General features: G+C 39.7%; 17 protein-coding genes and 1 other annotated feature. Of the genes, 10 read left to right on the forward strand and 7 right to left on the reverse strand.

The annotated features are described in order from the left end of the window. The coding region (locus HT734_RS05740) for a transposase (RefSeq protein ID WP_173278322.1) at positions 1-450 on the forward strand (450 nt) is incomplete at its 5' end. 90 nt (positions 451-540) lie between these two features. On the opposite strand, the gene HT734_RS05745 is transcribed toward HT734_RS05740, so the two are convergent. The 4 genes from HT734_RS05745 to HT734_RS05760 all read right to left on the reverse strand — a co-directional run bounded on the left by HT734_RS05745 (position 541) and on the right by HT734_RS05760 (position 4200). Further along, positions 541-840 carry a DUF1827 family protein gene (locus tag HT734_RS05745; RefSeq protein WP_033680056.1) on the reverse strand — a complete coding sequence of 100 codons (300 nt, stop codon included), beginning with the start codon at positions 838-840 and terminating at the stop codon, positions 541-543. A gap of 58 nt (positions 841-898) precedes the next feature. Then, a complete protein-coding gene (locus tag HT734_RS05750; protein WP_061758972.1) occupies positions 899-1351 on the reverse strand; it encodes an NUDIX hydrolase in 453 nt (150 codons plus the stop codon). Positions 1352-1481: 130 nt separating this feature from the next. Then, positions 1482-3740: an ATP-dependent Clp protease ATP-binding subunit gene (locus tag HT734_RS05755; protein ID WP_061758973.1), complete on the reverse strand. Its 2259-nt coding sequence runs from the start codon at positions 3738-3740 to the stop codon at positions 1482-1484. Between the two features lie 229 nt (positions 3741-3969). Then, on the reverse strand, positions 3970-4200 hold the full coding sequence (locus HT734_RS05760; RefSeq protein WP_000443570.1) for a DUF1797 family protein: 231 nt from the start codon (positions 4198-4200) through the stop codon (positions 3970-3972). Positions 4201-4391: 191 nt separating this feature from the next. Here HT734_RS05760 and HT734_RS05765 point away from each other — a divergent pair, with 191 nt between their 5' ends. The 5 genes from HT734_RS05765 to HT734_RS05785 all read left to right on the forward strand — a co-directional run bounded on the left by HT734_RS05765 (position 4392) and on the right by HT734_RS05785 (position 8577). Further along, a complete protein-coding gene (locus HT734_RS05765; protein WP_001011642.1) occupies positions 4392-5075 on the forward strand; it encodes an amino acid ABC transporter permease in 684 nt (227 codons plus the stop codon). Next, positions 5075-5809, forward strand: coding sequence for an amino acid ABC transporter ATP-binding protein (locus tag HT734_RS05770; RefSeq protein ID WP_173278320.1), 735 nt, complete (start codon positions 5075-5077; stop codon positions 5807-5809). Before HT734_RS05765 ends, HT734_RS05770 begins: the two co-directional genes overlap by 1 nt. 153 nt (positions 5810-5962) lie before the next feature. Next, the gene (locus HT734_RS05775) at positions 5963-6823 is read left to right on the forward strand and encodes a bifunctional methylenetetrahydrofolate dehydrogenase/methenyltetrahydrofolate cyclohydrolase (protein ID WP_173278318.1); all 861 of its coding nucleotides are present in this window, start codon (positions 5963-5965) and stop codon (positions 6821-6823) included. Between the two features lie 63 nt (positions 6824-6886). Further along, positions 6887-7708 (forward strand): phosphate ABC transporter ATPase, encoded by an 822-nt coding sequence (locus HT734_RS05780; protein WP_173278317.1) that lies wholly within the window; start codon positions 6887-6889, stop codon positions 7706-7708. Positions 7709-7722: 14 nt separating this feature from the next. Further along, positions 7723-8577, forward strand: coding sequence for an NAD(P)H-hydrate dehydratase (locus HT734_RS05785; RefSeq protein WP_173278315.1), 855 nt, complete (start codon positions 7723-7725; stop codon positions 8575-8577). 150 nt (positions 8578-8727) lie between these two features. On the opposite strand, the gene pbp3 is transcribed toward HT734_RS05785, so the two are convergent. Beyond that, positions 8728-9969 (reverse strand): D-alanyl-D-alanine carboxypeptidase PBP3, encoded by a 1242-nt coding sequence (gene pbp3 / locus HT734_RS05790; protein WP_173278313.1) that lies wholly within the window; start codon positions 9967-9969, stop codon positions 8728-8730. A gap of 102 nt (positions 9970-10071) precedes the next feature. Here pbp3 and HT734_RS05795 point away from each other — a divergent pair, with 102 nt between their 5' ends. Together HT734_RS05795 and tuf are read left to right on the forward strand one after the other, a co-directional pair. Next, complete coding sequence (locus HT734_RS05795) at positions 10072-11181, forward strand: AI-2E family transporter (protein ID WP_173278311.1); 1110 nt, start codon at positions 10072-10074, stop codon at positions 11179-11181. Positions 11182-11380: 199 nt separating this feature from the next. Continuing rightward, positions 11381-12577 carry an elongation factor Tu gene (gene tuf / locus HT734_RS05800; RefSeq protein ID WP_075567734.1) on the forward strand — a complete coding sequence of 399 codons (1197 nt, stop codon included), beginning with the start codon at positions 11381-11383 and terminating at the stop codon, positions 12575-12577. Positions 12578-12731: 154 nt separating this feature from the next. Here the strand turns inward: tuf and HT734_RS05805 are convergent, their stop codons facing one another. After that, positions 12732-13814, reverse strand: a complete 1083-nt coding sequence (locus HT734_RS05805) for a DEAD/DEAH box helicase (RefSeq protein WP_173278309.1) — start codon at positions 13812-13814, stop codon at positions 12732-12734. Next, complete coding sequence (locus HT734_RS05810; protein ID WP_173278307.1) at positions 13811-14788, reverse strand: Gfo/Idh/MocA family oxidoreductase; 978 nt, start codon at positions 14786-14788, stop codon at positions 13811-13813. Before HT734_RS05810 ends, HT734_RS05805 begins: the two co-directional genes overlap by 4 nt. 153 nt (positions 14789-14941) lie before the next feature. Here HT734_RS05810 and HT734_RS05815 point away from each other — a divergent pair, with 153 nt between their 5' ends. Together HT734_RS05815 and rplU are read left to right on the forward strand one after the other, a co-directional pair. Then, positions 14942-15634 (forward strand): YoaK family protein, encoded by a 693-nt coding sequence (locus HT734_RS05815; RefSeq protein WP_240151627.1) that lies wholly within the window; start codon positions 14942-14944, stop codon positions 15632-15634. A 58-nt stretch (positions 15635-15692) separates the two neighbouring features. Further along, positions 15693-15780: a sequence feature (ribosomal protein L21 leader region), on the forward strand. A gap of 36 nt (positions 15781-15816) precedes the next feature. Further along, positions 15817-16131: a 50S ribosomal protein L21 gene (rplU, locus tag HT734_RS05820; protein ID WP_000109141.1), complete on the forward strand. Its 315-nt coding sequence runs from the start codon at positions 15817-15819 to the stop codon at positions 16129-16131. Positions 16132-16141 lie beyond the last annotated feature (10 nt).

Here is a 16141-nt window from a genome sequence, read left to right on the forward strand (position 1 = left end):
AAACTCATTCAACAGGATAGTCGTAAACTTAGTGATAAGCGTTTTTATCGCCCTACTTTTCGCATGCACTTAACCAATAAAGAGATTCTAGACAAGATTTTGACCTATTCAGAAGATTTGAAATGCCACTATAATCTCTATCAGCTCTTGATTTTTCACTTTCAGAATAAGGAACCAGAGAAATTTTTCGGACTCATTGAGGACAATCTAAAGCAGGTTCATCCTCTTTTTCAGACTGTCTTTAAAACCTTTCTAAAGGACAAAGAGAAAATCATCAACGCCCTTCAATTCACCTATTCAAACGCCAAACTGGAAGCAACCAATAATCTTATCAAACTTATCAAGCGCAATGCCTTTGGTTTTCGGAACTTTGAAAACTTCAAAAAACGGATTTTTATCGCTCTGAACATCAAAAAAGAAAGGACAAATTTCGTCCTTTCTCGAGCTTAGCTTTTCTTCAACCCACTACAGTTGATAAAGAGCCAATAAACCTAATTTTGTTTCACAAGGTTCAAAAAGCTTTTTAATCTCTCCAATTTTTTATTTGGTTGGAATCGAAATTCCAATTAATTTCTCTGAGTAGAGTGTCTTGATATTGGCTTCATCAATAGAGTCCTTATTAATTTTACGTCTCAAGAAAAAGTCTTGAATGGCTTCAATTTCAGACTCGCGAATAGCGCGGTGTTTGTTTGAGATGAGGATTTCATAGTGAAGCGGAGCTTGGGTAAAAATAACATCGGTATTCCCTGCAGAATAAACCTCAACAAGGGTTGCATCAGTACTTTCTAGCTGGCTTTTTACAAGTTGCGAGTGTGAGTTTGTCGTATTGATAAGCTTCATAATATTTCCTCCGATTTTCTAATTCTATTATAGCATTTTTTGAATAAAGTAGCTTGGTTTAGTCAATCTTATGCTGTTTTTTCCAAGATTGGATGGCCCATTTATGGCTACCACGTTTAAGATTTTCAATAGCCTCGTCGATAGGGAACCAGGCAATATGATTAAAATCTTCTAGTGGTTTTTGAACTTTCTTGAAAGAAGTCGCTTCATAGAGGTAGGCAGGATTGTAGTAGTAGGTATCACGGTGACGAGAGTAGAAATATTCGTCAGCTTGTCCGTAATAGCTACCAATTTCAGCAGTAAAGCCAAGTTCTTCAATCAACTCACGTTTTAGGGCTTCTTGATGATTTTCACCTGCTTCAATTTCGCCACCTGGTAAGAACCAAGCACCATTGGGTGCTTGAACAAGAACAATTTGTTTTTGTTCAGCGTCTGGAATAACCGCATATACACCGTAACGTGAAACATAGTCTGTATTTGCTTTTTTTTCTCCGAAAGTTGGGTTTGCCATTGCATTTTCCTCATTATCTAGTATCGTTATTATTATCATAATGGACAAAGGTCGAGCTGTCAAGAAATTACAGTTATTTTAGTAAAAAAGAAGCAGAAACATTTCATTTTCTACTCCTTTTTTATAGAATTTATTTTTCTTTTTCAGAAGTTTTTACTTCAGCTTTTTTGGCAGATTTGATTTGAATCTTGCCCTTGCTGGTCATAACTGCCTTGAGGTCTTTTTCGCTTGGATTTTCAAGGTAGTAATCAGTGATTGCGTCCTCAATATAGTCTTGAATAGTACGACGAAGTGGGCGTGCCCCCATTTTTGGATCATAGCCGAGGTCAACTAACTTTTCCTTGACCTTGTCAGTTACATCTAAATGAATGTTGTTGCTAGAGAGGCGTTTGTTAACATCTGCTAGCATGAGTTCGACAATCTGAAGGAGATTATCTTTGCTGAGAGCCTTAAATTCGATAATACCATCAAAACGGTTCATAAACTCTGGACTAAAGAAGTTGCCGAGTTCACCGAGAACAGAGTTGGTACGTCCTTCTCTAGCAGCCCCAAATCCAACGCTGGCTTCTGCCTTACCTGTACCTGCATTTGAAGTCATGATGATGATGGCGTCCTTGAAGCTAACTGTACGTCCTTGCCCATCTGTCAAACGACCATCGTCCAAGACCTGGAGGAACATATGCATAACATCTGGGTGAGCTTTTTCCACTTCATCGAGAAGGATAAGAGAATATGGATTGCGACGAACTTTTTCAGTTAATTGCCCAGCCTCATCATAGCCAACATAACCTGGAGGAGCACCAACTAATTTAGCCACGCTGTGTTTTTCCATGTATTCACTCATATCAAAGCGAATCATGCTATCAGCAGAACCAAAGAGTTCGATTGCCAGTTGTTTGGAAAGTTCTGTTTTACCGACACCAGTTGGTCCGACAAAGAGGAAGCTTCCAATTGGACGGTTTGGCGTACCGAGACCGACACGATTCCGGCGAATAGCCTTGGCAATCTTATCGACAGCATCATCTTGTCCAATAACATGAGACTTGAGGTCTTCGGCTAGATGGATGAGTTGAGATTGTTCTTTCTCTTTTAAATCACCAACAGGGATGTTGGTTTTCTGCTCGATAATGTGCTCAATGGTTTTCTCACTGATGATAGGAGTATCCTGGTCCGTAACCTTTTTCTTTTGCATTTCCTTATACTTGGCAATCTGGTCGCGGAAGTAGGCAGCCTTCTCAAAATCTTCTTCTCGTGTAGCTTGAGATTTGAGATTTTCAGCTTCAATCAAGCGTTGATCAATTACTTTAGGGTCTACAAAATTCAAGGTCAAGTTCATCTTAGAACCCGCTTCATCTAGGAGGTCAATGGCCTTGTCAGGCAAGAAGCGGTCTTGGATGTAGCGATTGGAAAGAGTTGCAGCTGCTTCAATTGCAGCATCGGTATATTGAACGTGGTGGTAGTCTTCGTATTTCTTTTGAATTCCTTTGAGGATAATAATCGTTTCCTCAACCGTTGGTTCATCAACTTTGACAGGCTGCATACGACGCTCTAGGGCAGCATCCTTTTCAATGATACGGTATTCATTGAGGGTAGTAGCGCCGACAAGTTGCAGTTCACCACGGGCAAGGGCTGGTTTGAGGATATTTCCAGCATCCATATTGCCATCGCCTGCAGAACCTGCACCGACAATTTCATGGATTTCATCGATAAAGAGGATAATATCCTCACGTTTGCGAATTTCTTCCATGAGCTTTTGCATGCGTTCTTCAAATTGCCCTCGGATACCTGTTCCTTGAACCAGGCTAACCACATCCAGACGGATAACTTGTTTACCTTGGAGTTTATGTGGAACATCGCCATCAACGATTTTTTGAGCTAGACCTTCGACAACGGCCGTTTTTCCGACACCAGGTTCACCGATAAGAACGGGATTATTCTTGGTTCTGCGATTGAGAATCTCGATGACACGGGTAATCTCATCGTCGCGTCCAATAACAGGGTCGATATCACCACGACGGGCAATTTCAGTTACATTAATACCAAATTCTTCCAGCAGGCTTTTTTCTTGGCTTGGTGGCGGAGTTTGGGCAGGCCCACGATTTTGGGAACCATAACCGCCATTTCCACCGTAACCTCCACCTGATTGAGTTGGGGGAGTCGGAGGAGTGTTGTTAGAAGGTCTAAAATTGTTTAGGTCATTGAAGAAATCACCAAATGGATCAAAGTCACGATTGTTCAGATCCGTCATACCTTTAAAGAGGCTATTATTAGGATCTGTCTTGATAATCTTATAGCAGTTTTGACAGAGGTCAATTTGTTTTTGTTTTCCATTGAGATTGGTGTAAAGATGAATTGTTGAGTCGTTGATTTTACAGTTTTGACAAAGCATACATCTACCTCGTTTCTTTCGTTAGCTTGACCTGTTTAAAGGTCAAAAATAGTCAAAATTTTATACTCTCATTATAACAGGATTGGACTGTAAAGCAAGTAAAAAGATTGCAGCTTTGAGAAGTTATTACAATGAAAATCTTTGTGAATTTGGACTATAAAAAAATCCTATTTGTGAGACAAAAAGGATTTTGGTTAGACATGCAGGGACAATCCCAGCTTGTTTTAGATTAGTAGAGGAGTTCGTAAATCTCCATTGCGATCAAGTCAATGCTGTCAAACGTATAAGTTTCGCGAGCTTCTACATCACGAAGGGTAAAGATTGATCCGTTTTCTTCGTCGTGGCTGTATGCAACTTCTGCAACAACAACTCCTTCGCGTTCAAAATTACGTTTTAAATTTCCGCCGTCTTTTGCCATTGCTTCAAGGCGGTTGATGATTCTAACCAAATGTGATTCCATTTTGATTCTCCTTCATTTCTTATCGTTACTATTTTACCATAAAGGAGGCCAACTTGCCTAGAAAAAACTAAGATTTCTCGCTAATTCTACCAGCTTAAAGTTTTTTTTGAATAAATTGGATAAAAAGTTTGAATTTTAATTCAATACATGTTATAATCATACAGTATTCTATTTTAGAAAGCAGTGTGACTATGAATTTTTCTTTTTTACCTAAGTATTTACCTTATTTTAACTATGGGGCTGTTGTGACGGTTCTCATTTCTATCTGTGTTGTCTTTTTGGGAACTATTTTGGGTGTTGTCTTGGCTTTTGGGCAACGTTCAAAGTTTAAACCGCTTGTCTGGCTGGCCAACTTGTACGTTTGGATTTTCCGTGGGACACCGATGATGGTTCAGATTATGATTGCCTTTGCCCTTATGCATATCAATGCTCCGACTATTCAGGTTGGGATTTTGGGTGTCGATCTTTCTCGCTTGATTCCAGGGATTTTGATTATCTCTATGAACAGTGGTGCTTATGTTTCTGAGACTGTTCGTGCCGGAATCAATGCGGTTCCAAAAGGTCAGCTAGAGGCGGCTTATTCGCTAGGGATTCGTCCTAAAAATGCCATGCGTTATGTGATTTTGCCACAAGCAATCAAAAATATCTTGCCAGCATTGGGGAACGAATTTATCACCATTATCAAGGATAGCTCCCTTTTATCAGCTATTGGGGTCATGGAGTTGTGGAATGGTGCTACAACAGTTTCTACAACAACCTATCTACCTCTGACTCCACTTTTATTTGCAGCCTTTTACTACTTGATTATGACTTCTATTTTGACCGTAGCCTTGAAAGCTTTTGAAAAACGTATGGGACAAGGAGATAAGAAATAATGACAGAAACCTTGATAAAAATCGAAAATTTATATAAATCCTTTGGAAATAATGAAGTATTGAAGGGCATCAACCTCGAGATTAAAAGAGGAGAAGTTGTCGTTATCATCGGTCCTTCAGGGAGCGGGAAATCTACCTTGCTTCGCTCTATGAATTTGTTGGAAGAAGCAACCAAAGGGAAGGTTATCTTTGAGGGAGTCGATATTACGGACAAGAAGAATGACCTGTTTGCCATGCGTGAGAAGATGGGCATGGTTTTCCAACAATTTAATCTCTTTCCTAATATGACTGTGATGGAAAATATTACCTTGTCACCTATCAAGACCAAAGGTGAAAGCAAGGCAGTTGCTGAGAAGAGAGCCCAAGAGCTGTTGGAAAAAGTTGGTTTGCCAGATAAGGCAGATGCTTACCCACAGAGTTTGTCTGGTGGGCAGCAACAACGGATTGCTATTGCGCGTGGGTTGGCTATGGAACCAGATGTTTTGCTCTTTGACGAGCCAACCTCAGCCTTGGACCCTGAAATGGTAGGAGAGGTACTGGCTGTTATGCAAGACCTTGCCAAATCAGGAATGACCATGGTTATCGTAACACATGAAATGGGATTTGCTCGTGAGGTGGCAGACCGTGTCATCTTTATGGCAGACGGTGTAGTTGTTGAAGATGGAACACCTGAACAGATTTTTGAACAAACCCAAGAACAACGGACTAAAGATTTCTTGAGTAAGGTTTTATAATCTATTTTAAAATTTCAAGACAAGATTAGTGAAAAGCTCGACCAGAGCTTTTTCTTATAGTTTGAAACTATAGGATAGCCTAGGAAAGAAGTGTTAGAGGGGACTAGCAGTTTTTGGTATAATGAAAGATATTTGAAAGAAAAGAGAAGTGATATGACACAGATTATTGATGGGAAGGCTCTAGCAGCTAAGTTACAAGGACAGCTGGCTGAAAAGACTGCAAGATTAAAGGAAGAAACGGGGCTAGTACCTGGTTTGGTAGTGATTTTGGTTGGGGACAACCCTGCCAGCCAAGTCTACGTTCGTAACAAGGAGAGGTCAGCCCTTGCGGCTGGATTCCGTAGTGAAGTTGTGCGAGTTCCAGATACCATTACTCAAGAGGAATTGTTAGACTTGATTGCCAAATACAATCAAGATTCAGCTTGGCATGGGATATTGGTCCAGTTGCCATTACCAAAACATATAGATGAAGAGGCGGTTCTATTGGCTATTGACCCAGAAAAGGATGTGGATGGTTTCCATCCTCTAAATATGGGACGCCTTTGGTCTGGTCATCCAGTCATGATTCCTTCGACACCTGCAGGAATTATGGAAATGTTTCATGAATATGGGATTGACTTGGAAGGTAAAAATGCGGTCGTCATCGGTCGTTCCAATATTGTTGGAAAACCTATGGCACAGCTTCTTTTGGCTAAAAATGCAACAGTAACCTTGTCTCACTCACGGACTCATAATCTGGCCAAGGTGGCTGCTAAAGCAGATATTCTGGTTGTTGCAATCGGTCGTGCCAAGTTTGTGACTGCTGACTTTGTCAAACCTGGTGCGGTTGTCATTGATGTCGGGATGAACCGAGATGAAAATGGCAAACTTTGTGGGGATGTGGATTATGAGGCAGTTGCACCACTTGCTAGCCACATCACGCCAGTACCTGGAGGTGTCGGTCCTATGACTATTACCATGCTGATGGAGCAAACCTATCAAGCAGCACTTCGGACATTGGATAGGAAATTTTAAAAGTAAGATTACCAAAGGAGGCCTGCGCCTCCTTTTTGTTGTATAATGGAGTGAGGTGATTAGATGATTTTAAAAATTTATAATGGGGAATATAGTTTACAATGGGATGGAATATACTACTTATCATTAATTGATTATCCAAATATTCAAGAATGGGAATTAGAAAAAATTGCTAAATTTATAGCTTACGAAAAACTTCATAAACGTCAAACAAGTATTGAGTGTGCTGATTCTTGTTTAAAAAAAGAGATTTCAGATTACATCTTTCAGCATCCCTTTCTGCCACCATTTACCCCTACAGATAAAATAGTAGCCTCGACTTATGATCTACATAAGAGATTAGTGACTTCAGACTACTGTAGTCATACTACGACTATAGATGCAGCGATTTCTATCTTTAAAACAGGTCATCTCTTATCTGCTGTGAAAGCCTTTGGGCGAGATGCTGAGGAGTTGGTTTTGGATAGTCGAAATGCTGCATCGGATCCGATAGATTATTTTGACTATATCATGTTAGGGTGGTCAAATACAAGTTCTGGTTATCGATTAGCGATGGAGCGTTTATTAGGTCGAGCTCCTTCAGAGAAAGAATTACAAGATAAGTTTATTCCTGGAGTGAGTTTTCATTTTATCTATACAGATTTGATTAAACTTACTGGTTATATTTTTGATGGCTACCATGTTGCAAAAATTAAGGACATGTTGAATTTATTTAGTGAGTTGTATATTTGTATTATTCCAACTCATAATAAGAGCCAATTTGAAAATATTATTCCAACTAAAATACAAGATAGGGTGCATTATCTTGACTATGTTGGAGAAGACTTAGAAGAGTGGACTAAGAAAGTCTATCAAGTTGTTTTAAAACAATCAGATAAAGGATAGTTGAGGAAAAAACGATGAAAGTGATTGATCAAGACTTATTAGAAAAAGTCATTATTGAACGTTCTCGTACAAGTCATAAAGGAGACTATGGTCGCTTGCTTCTGTTAGGTGGAACTTATCCTTACGGTGGTGCTATCATCATGGCTGCTTTGGCAGCTGTTAAAAGCGGTGCAGGATTGGTGACTGTTGGAACAGATAGGAAAAATATCACAGCTTTACACAGTCATTTACCTGAGGCTATGGCCTTTTCTCTTCAAGACCAGCAATTGTTAAAAGAGCAATTGGAGAAGGCAGAAGTTGTCTTGTTGGGGCCTGGTTTAGGAGACGATGCTTTTGGAGAAGATTTAGTCAAAGAGGTCTCTACTAGCTTAAGACAGAATCAGATTTTGATTGTAGACGGAGGTGCTTTGGCTATTCTTGCCAGAACAAGATTGTCATTTCCTTCCAGTCAGCTTATCCTAACTCCCCACCAAAAGGAGTGGGAAAAACTGTCTGGAATTACGATTGAAAAGCAAAACGAAGCTACAACAGCTAGTGCCCTGACTTCTTTCCCTCAAGGAACAATTTTGGTAGAGAAAGGTCCAGCTACTCGTATTTGGCAAGCTGGCCAATCAGATTATTACCAGTTACAGGTTGGCGGTCCCTATCAGGCGACTGGGGGAATGGGCGATACTCTGGCTGGGATGATTGCAGGATTTGCAGGCCAGTTTAAACAAGCCAGTCTCTACGAGCGTGTGGCAGCAGCAACCCATCTTCATTCAGCCATAGCCCAAGAATTAGCTCAAGAACATTATGTGGTCTTGCCAACGGAAATTAGTAATTGTCTTCCTAAAGTAATGAATAAAATATCTCAAAAAAGACTGGAATAAAATTCAATATTTAGGAGAAAACGAAGTAAATATTACCACAATAAAACGCATAATATCAAGTTTTTTAATGCCTGATACTATGCGTTTTTGACTTTAAAGCCTTTTTGCTACTCGGTCTCTATTTTGGAGCAAGCTTCTGCTCAGTATGTTTTATAATTTCTCGTTGATAAATCGGATAAACTGGTTCCACCAAACTTTTAAGAAGAAGGCTTTTTCAACTTTCTTTTCTGCTACCATTTCGAAACTAGAACGTTCTGTGGTAATGTAACCTTGACCAATCAAGTCATTGTCTTCGTAAGTCAGATGACCAACCACTGTTCCAGCTTCAAGTGGTGCTGGGATTGCTTTAGAATTAGGTGTGAATTGAATAGATTGGGAAGATTGATTCCCGACACGTTCAATTAGATAGATATCCTCTGGGGCCACTGCAGTGACCGTATCTTCTTTTCCATCTTGTACAGGGGCTTTGCTATCTTGATAGGCATCTCCTTTTTGCACTATTTTACGAAGTGTGAATGTAGAAGAGATATAATCCATTAGTGAAGATGTAGCTGTGAAACGAGCGTAAGGATTATTGGATTGATGATCTGCATTCAAAACAACTGTGATAACCCTCATTCCTTTTTCGACAGTAGTACCAACAAAAGACTCTCCAGCTTTGTCTGTTGTTCCTGTTTTCAGTCCATCAAAACCACCACGGTAAGCAGGCATGCCTTCTAACATATAGTTGGTCGAAGTGATTGTCATCCCAGCAAAAGTAGATGAAGGTTTTTTGGTGATTTCCAAGACTTGTGGGTATTTTTTGATGAGGTTACGAGCAACGATAGCAACATCATAAGCGCTGAGCTTATTTTCATCATCTTTATTAGACCCTGGGTAAATGTTATCTCCTAGAGTCTCGTTGTTCAGACCAGTTGTATTGACAACGGTGGCATCTTTGATTCCCCATTCCAAGAGTTTGGCCCGCATCATATCAACGAAGTCTTTCTCTGAGCCAGCAATTTTCTCAGCTAGGGCAATAGCGGCACTGTTGGCACTAGACACCAGGGTTGCTTCAAGCAACTCTTCGACGGTATAATTACGGGCCTCCATAGGAACATTACTGGCTTCAGAATTTGTCGTCAATTGATAAGGATAGTCAGAAATATCTACTGGGGTGGATAGTGTGATACTTCCATTTTCGAGTGCTTCATAGACCAGGTAAACGGTAAGTAGTTTTGTTATAGAAGCAATTTCGACAGGTTGCGTTGCATCTTTTTCATAGAGAATTTTCCCCGTATTGGCCTCAACAGCAATGACATGTTTTGCAGCAACATTAAAATCTTGAGCAGCAACAGTAGATGCTGAGCCAATAAGGGATAGGCTTAGTAGAGTTAAAATGATTTTTTTCATAGTAAGTTTATTCTAACATAAAGAAAAAAATATTCCCAGTTTCATGATAGAAGAAAGAAGCTTTTTTGAAAGTATGGTAAAATAGATGAATGGAGGTACCTCATGTTTCGTAAGAATAAATTATTTTTTTGGACCAGTGAGATTTTACTATTAACAATCATCTTCTATTTATGGAGAGAGATGGGAGCGATTATTACACCTTTTGTAAGCGTCGCAAACACCATCATGATTCCTTTTCTTCTAGGTGGTTTTTTATATTATTTGACCAATCCTATTGTAATTTTTTTACAAAAGTATTTCAAAATTAATCGTATTATTGGTATTCTACTAACCTTGTGTGCCTTGGTTTGGGGGTTAGTTATTGGGGTAGTCTATCTCTTACCGATTTTGGTCAATCAGTTGACCAGCTTGATTGCGACTAGCCAGACTATCTACAGTCGTTTACAAGATTTGATTGTGGATTTATCTACTTATCCAGCCTTTCAAAATTTAGATATTCAAGCGACTATTCAGCAGTTAAACCTATCCTATGTAGATATTTTACAAAATATCCTAAATAGTGTTACCAATAGTGTCGGAAGTGTCCTATCAGCTCTCTTTAGTACCGTTTTGATTATTATTATGACCCCTGTATTTTTGGTTTATTTTTTGTTAGATGGTCACAAATTTTTACCGATGCTTGAGCGCACTGTTTTAAAGAGAGATAAGTTGCATATTGCAGGTCTGCTAAAAAATTTGAATGCGACAATTGCTCGATACATTAGTGGAGTCGCAATTGATGCGCTTATTATCGGCTGTTTGGCCTTTATCGGATATAGCGTTATCGGTTTAAAATATGCTTTAGTTTTTGCCATCTTTTCGGGATTGGCCAATCTCATTCCTTATGTAGGACCAAGTATCGGTTTGATTCCAATGATTGTCGCAAATGTCTTTACTGATCCTCATAGAATGCTGATTGCAGTTGTTTACATGCTGATCATTCAACAAGTGGATGGGAACATCCTTTACCCTCGAATCGTAGGTGGGGTGATGAAGGTTCATCCAATTACGATTTTAGTATTGCTTTTGTTATCAAGTAATATCTATGGTGTCATTGGTATGATTGTCGCAGTACCAACCTATTCTATTTTAAAAGAAATTTCTAAGTTCTTATCTCGTTTGTATGAAAATCATAAAATAATGAAAGAACGAGAAATAGAATTAGCTAAGTAAAAGTCAGGAGCCCCCTGATTTTTCTTTTTATAGTGATAGGAGTAGAAGTGCTGATTATATTAGCCGATTAAGAATAATTCACAAAAACTTTGTAAAACACTTGCAATTTAGCTGAAATTTGATAAAATAGTAAGGAAAGTTAGACTGTATTGCCTACTGTCTATCTATAAAATATATTTTATTGGAGGCTTTTACTCAAATGGCAAAAGAAAAATACGATCGTAGTAAACCACACGTTAACATTGGTACTATCGGACACGTTGACCACGGTAAAACTACCCTAACTGCAGCTATCACAACTGTTTTGGCACGTCGCTTGCCTTCATCAGTTAACCAACCTAAAGACTATGCGTCTATCGATGCTGCTCCAGAAGAACGCGAACGCGGTATCACTATCAACACTGCGCACGTTGAGTACGAAACTGAAAAACGTCACTACGCTCACATCGACGCTCCAGGACACGCGGACTACGTTAAAAACATGATCACTGGTGCCGCTCAAATGGACGGAGCTATCCTTGTAGTAGCTTCAACTGACGGACCAATGCCACAAACTCGTGAGCACATCCTTCTTTCACGTCAGGTTGGTGTTAAACACCTTATCGTCTTCATGAACAAGATTGACTTGGTTGACGACGAAGAATTGCTTGAATTGGTTGAAATGGAAATCCGTGACCTCTTGTCAGAATATGACTTCCCAGGTGACGATCTTCCAGTTATCCAAGGTTCAGCTCTTAAAGCTCTTGAAGGTGACTCTAAATACGAAGACATCATCATGGAATTGATGAACACTGTTGATGAGTACATTCCAGAACCAGAACGCGATACTGACAAACCATTGCTTCTTCCAGTCGAGGACGTATTCTCAATCACTGGACGTGGTACAGTTGCTTCAGGACGTATCGACCGTGGTACTGTTCGTGTTAACGACGAAATCGAAATCGTTGGTATCAAAGAAGAAACTAAGAAAGCTGTTGTTACTGGTGTTGAAATGTTCCGTAAACAACTTGACGAAGGTCTTGCAGGAGACAACGTAGGTATCCTTCTTCGTGGTGTTCAACGTGACGAAATCGAACGTGGACAAGTTATTGCTAAACCAGGTTCAATCAACCCACACACTAAATTCAAAGGTGAAGTTTACATCCTTACTAAAGAAGAAGGTGGACGTCACACTCCATTCTTCAACAACTACCGTCCACAATTCTACTTCCGTACTACTGACGTTACAGGTTCAATCGAACTTCCAGCAGGTACTGAAATGGTAATGCCAGGTGATAACGTGACAATCGACGTTGAGTTGATCCACCCAATCGCCGTAGAACAAGGTACTACATTCTCTATCCGTGAGGGTGGACGTACTGTTGGTTCAGGTATGGTTACAGAAATCGAAGCTTAATTCGATTTAGTTCCCAGAAGAACAATTATTTAAGTCAGACACTAAAAGAATCTTGCTTTGCAAGGTTCTTTTTTTCGAATATTGAACTAAAATTATTGAAGAATTGCTTACAGAAAAAAGCTCTATGCACCTGATGTGCATAGAGCAATGGGGATTATTTGATATAGAGTTCTTGGTTTTTCAAGACAATTTCACGTATGCTTGCAAACTTCTTGAGTTTTTTAAGTTCTTCTGGATGAGTGACGAGAGTGATAACATAGCCTTCTTTACCCATGCGACCTGTACGGCCAGCACGGTGAGTGTAGGTCTCAATGTCTCTTGGGACATCAAAGTTTACGACGCATTCTAGGCTATCGATATCAATTCCACGAGCCAAAAGGTCTGTTGCAAGGAGTAGGGTTAGTTGGTTATCTTTAAACTTTTCTAAGATGATTTTTCTAAATTTGACATTGACATCACTAGCTAGAGAAACAGCCAAGATATCCCGATACTGTAATTTTTCTTCTGCACTTCCAAGGTCTGATAGGCTGTTAAAGAAGACCAGACCGCGGAAATCCTCCACATGAGCTAGTTTTCGTAGCATATCCACTCGGTGACGTTGATCTACCTGCATATAGAAATGTTGGATGTTGTCCAATTTTTGGTCAGAAAGATCAATGGTACGTGTGTTAGGCGCAATCTTTTCTTGGTCAAACTTGGTCGTCGCACTCATGTAGACGAATTGGTGGTCACGCGGTGCGTAGTGAGTGATTTTCTCCACAAAGTGTATCTGAGAATCATCGAGCAATTGGTCAAATTCATCTAGAATGATGGTTTCCACATTCATCATCTTGATTTTTTTCAATTTAATTAGTTCAAAGATACGACCAGGGGTTCCAATCAGAATTTCTGGTCCTTTTTTTAGGCGTTCAATCTGGCGTTTCTGACTCGAACCCGATAAGAAGAGTTGGGCAGTTAAGCCGATGGCTTCAGCCCACGTTTTACATACATCAAAAATCTGTCCAGCAAGTTCTGTATTAGGCGCTAGAATCAAGAGTTGTTGGGCTTTTTTCTTTTGTAGTCTGAGAAGACTTGGTAGAAGGTAAGCTAGGGTCTTACCAGTTCCTGTTGGGCTCACCCCTAGGAGGTTTTCTCCAGCAAGAAGGGGCTCAAATAGTTGGGTTTGAATGGGAGTAAATTCTTGGAAACCGAGTTGGTCACTCAGTTCTTGCCATTCAGTCGGTAGTTTGTTTTTCATTTTTCTGCCTCAAATCTAATGCCAGCACTCTGGCGCATGGTATATAGTAGCTCATGAACTGAACTTGCATCTTCCAGCCAAGTTTGGTAGAGATTCAAATCTGGTTGCTGGATCATGTGTGCAAATGCAGCGACTTCCTCAGTCATCGTATGAGGAGCCTGTTGGATAGGGAGTTGGATTTGATTTCCTTGATGGTCGGTAAAAATAGCCGAGCGAACATGCTCAATTGTGTTGAGTGTCAAGGTACCATCTGTCGTATAAATCTCGCAAGGGAGATTGGAAGTGATGTTTTTACCAGCCTTGATATGGACTTGAAAATCAGGGTAGAAGAGGATGCCATCTCCATTTAGGTCAATGCTATTGTCAAGCTGTTGAGCCTGATAGGTGGCGTTCTCAGCTTTTCCAAAGAGACGAACGGCAGCGTAGAGAGGATAAATTCCTAAATCCATGAGAGCACCGCCAGCAAAACGATCTGAAAAAACATTTGGTGTCAGTCCAGCTAACAAATCTGGCATTTTGGAAGAATACTTGGCATAGTTGAAATCTGCTCCCAAAATTTGTTTGTCTGCTAAAAAGTTTTTGATAGTAGTAAAAGTTTTCTCATGGTAATTACGAGCTGCTTCGAAGATAAAACAGTGATTTTTCTTAGCTATTTGAATCAAATCCAGCCATTCTTGTGGCTGAGTGACAGCTGGCTTTTCAAGAATGACGTGTTTACCTGCAGATAATGCAGTTTTTGCCTGAGCAAAATGCAAGGAGTTTGGACTAGCAATATAGACCACATCAAAGGAGCTCTTGACTAAGTCTTCTAATTGTTCAAAGAGCTGGATATCTTGATAGCGAGAAGCAAAGGTTGCTGCAGTTTCTAGATTTCTAGAATAGACTGCGGCCAACTGGTATTCTCCACTGGTATGGGCTGCCTCTATGAAGTGATGGCTGATAGCGCCTGTTCCGATGACACCTAATTTTAGCATAAATACTCCTTTTCCGATTTCAAATCCTTCTTTCATTATAACATAGATAGACGGTACTATCCAACAGAGGATGAAAAATTTCAAATAAGCTACTAGGACTTTTCCAAAGAAAGTGGTACAATAATGAGATGAGTAAATGAAATGGGAGGGAAAATGAGATTATTACCTATAAGAAAAATATCACGTCAGTCTAAGAGGCTAGCGCTTTTTTTGACTTTTTGTGCAGGTTATGTAGATGCCTATACTTTTATTGTGCGAGGGAATACTCTTGTAGCTGGGCAAACTGGGAATGTAGTCTTTCTTTCAGTAGAATTAATCCAAAATAATGTTTCAGATGTTAGGGACAAGGTTCTCACCTTGCTAGCTTTTATGATGGGGGTCTTTTTATTAACTGTTTATAAGGAAAAATTGAGAATTGTGAAAAAGCCAATTCTATCACTGATTCCTTTGGCAATCTTATCAATCATTATTGGTTTTGTGCCGCAAACTGTAGATAATATCTATCTAGTACCGCCCTTAGCCTTTTGTATGGGCTTGGTGACAACTGCCTTTGGTGAAGTATCGGGGATTGCCTACAATAATGCTTTTATGACGGGGAACATCAAACGGACCATGTTGGCTTTTGGGGATTATTTTAGGACCAAGCACACACCATTTTTACGTGAAGGGATTATCTTTGTAAGCCTGCTTAGTAGTTTTGTACTTGGCGTTGTCTTTTCAGCCTATTTGACGATTTTCTATAATGAAAAGACTATTCTTGGTATTCCTATTATGATGAGCATTTTTTACCTCAGTATGCTTTCTGCCTCGTGGCGGAAAAAAGTAAAAGAAAAAGCTTCATTTTAGGTGTTATTACTTGTAAGAAAATAGGAGATATGCTATACTTGAAGAGTTGACTATGCACGTTCCTGTGCAACCGCACGAACATCGTCGCTTGATTATTCAAGTTTAAGTGGTTCGTCCCACGATGCTAGGCGAGTCTTCACAAAAAATTCGGGGAAACCCATAAAAATCATAGGAGGTGCATAATGAGCACATACGCAATTATCAAAACTGGCGGAAAACAAGTTAAAGTTGAAGTTGGTCAAGCAGTTTACGTTGAAAAATTGAACGTTGAAGCTGGTCAAGAAGTTACTTTTAACGAAGTTGTTCTTGTTGGTGGTGAAAACACTGTTGTCGGAACTCCACTTGTTGCTGGAGCTACTGTAGTTGGAACTGTTGAAAAACAAGGAAAACAAAAGAAAGTTGTTACTTACAAGTACAAACCTAAAAAAGGTAGCCACCGTAAACAAGGTCACCGTCAACCATATACAAAAGTTGTCATCAACGCAATTAACGCTTAATTTTAAGGAG

Origin of the sequence: Streptococcus sp. k-90, from assembly GCF_013277565.1 — a bacterium.
GTDB lineage: Bacteria > Bacillota > Bacilli > Lactobacillales > Streptococcaceae > Streptococcus.

Excerpts from the sequence above, each read along its gene's own strand:
- rplU (WP_000109141.1), top strand. The coding sequence starts at position 15,817 with ATGAGCACATACGCAATTATCAAAACTGGCGGAAAACAAGTTAAAGTT.
- HT734_RS05765 (WP_001011642.1), top strand. The coding sequence starts at position 4,392 with ATGAATTTTTCTTTTTTACCTAAGTATTTACCTTATTTTAACTATGGG.
- HT734_RS05755 (WP_061758973.1), bottom strand. The coding sequence starts at position 3,740 with ATGCTTTGTCAAAACTGTAAAATCAACGACTCAACAATTCATCTTTAC.
- HT734_RS05750 (WP_061758972.1), bottom strand. The coding sequence starts at position 1,351 with ATGGCAAACCCAACTTTCGGAGAAAAAAAAGCAAATACAGACTATGTT.
- HT734_RS05760 (WP_000443570.1), bottom strand. The coding sequence starts at position 4,200 with ATGGAATCACATTTGGTTAGAATCATCAACCGCCTTGAAGCAATGGCA.
- HT734_RS05805 (WP_173278309.1), bottom strand. The coding sequence starts at position 13,814 with ATGAAAAACAAACTACCGACTGAATGGCAAGAACTGAGTGACCAACTC.
- HT734_RS05785 (WP_173278315.1), top strand. The coding sequence starts at position 7,723 with ATGAAAGTGATTGATCAAGACTTATTAGAAAAAGTCATTATTGAACGT.
- HT734_RS05795 (WP_173278311.1), top strand. The coding sequence starts at position 10,072 with ATGTTTCGTAAGAATAAATTATTTTTTTGGACCAGTGAGATTTTACTA.
- HT734_RS05815 (WP_240151627.1), top strand. The coding sequence starts at position 14,942 with ATGAGATTATTACCTATAAGAAAAATATCACGTCAGTCTAAGAGGCTA.
- HT734_RS05775 (WP_173278318.1), top strand. The coding sequence starts at position 5,963 with ATGACACAGATTATTGATGGGAAGGCTCTAGCAGCTAAGTTACAAGGA.
- HT734_RS05780 (WP_173278317.1), top strand. The coding sequence starts at position 6,887 with ATGATTTTAAAAATTTATAATGGGGAATATAGTTTACAATGGGATGGA.
- tuf (WP_075567734.1), top strand. The coding sequence starts at position 11,381 with ATGGCAAAAGAAAAATACGATCGTAGTAAACCACACGTTAACATTGGT.
- HT734_RS05770 (WP_173278320.1), top strand. The coding sequence starts at position 5,075 with ATGACAGAAACCTTGATAAAAATCGAAAATTTATATAAATCCTTTGGA.
- pbp3 (WP_173278313.1), bottom strand. The coding sequence starts at position 9,969 with ATGAAAAAAATCATTTTAACTCTACTAAGCCTATCCCTTATTGGCTCA.
- HT734_RS05810 (WP_173278307.1), bottom strand. The coding sequence starts at position 14,788 with ATGCTAAAATTAGGTGTCATCGGAACAGGCGCTATCAGCCATCACTTC.
- HT734_RS05745 (WP_033680056.1), bottom strand. The coding sequence starts at position 840 with ATGAAGCTTATCAATACGACAAACTCACACTCGCAACTTGTAAAAAGC.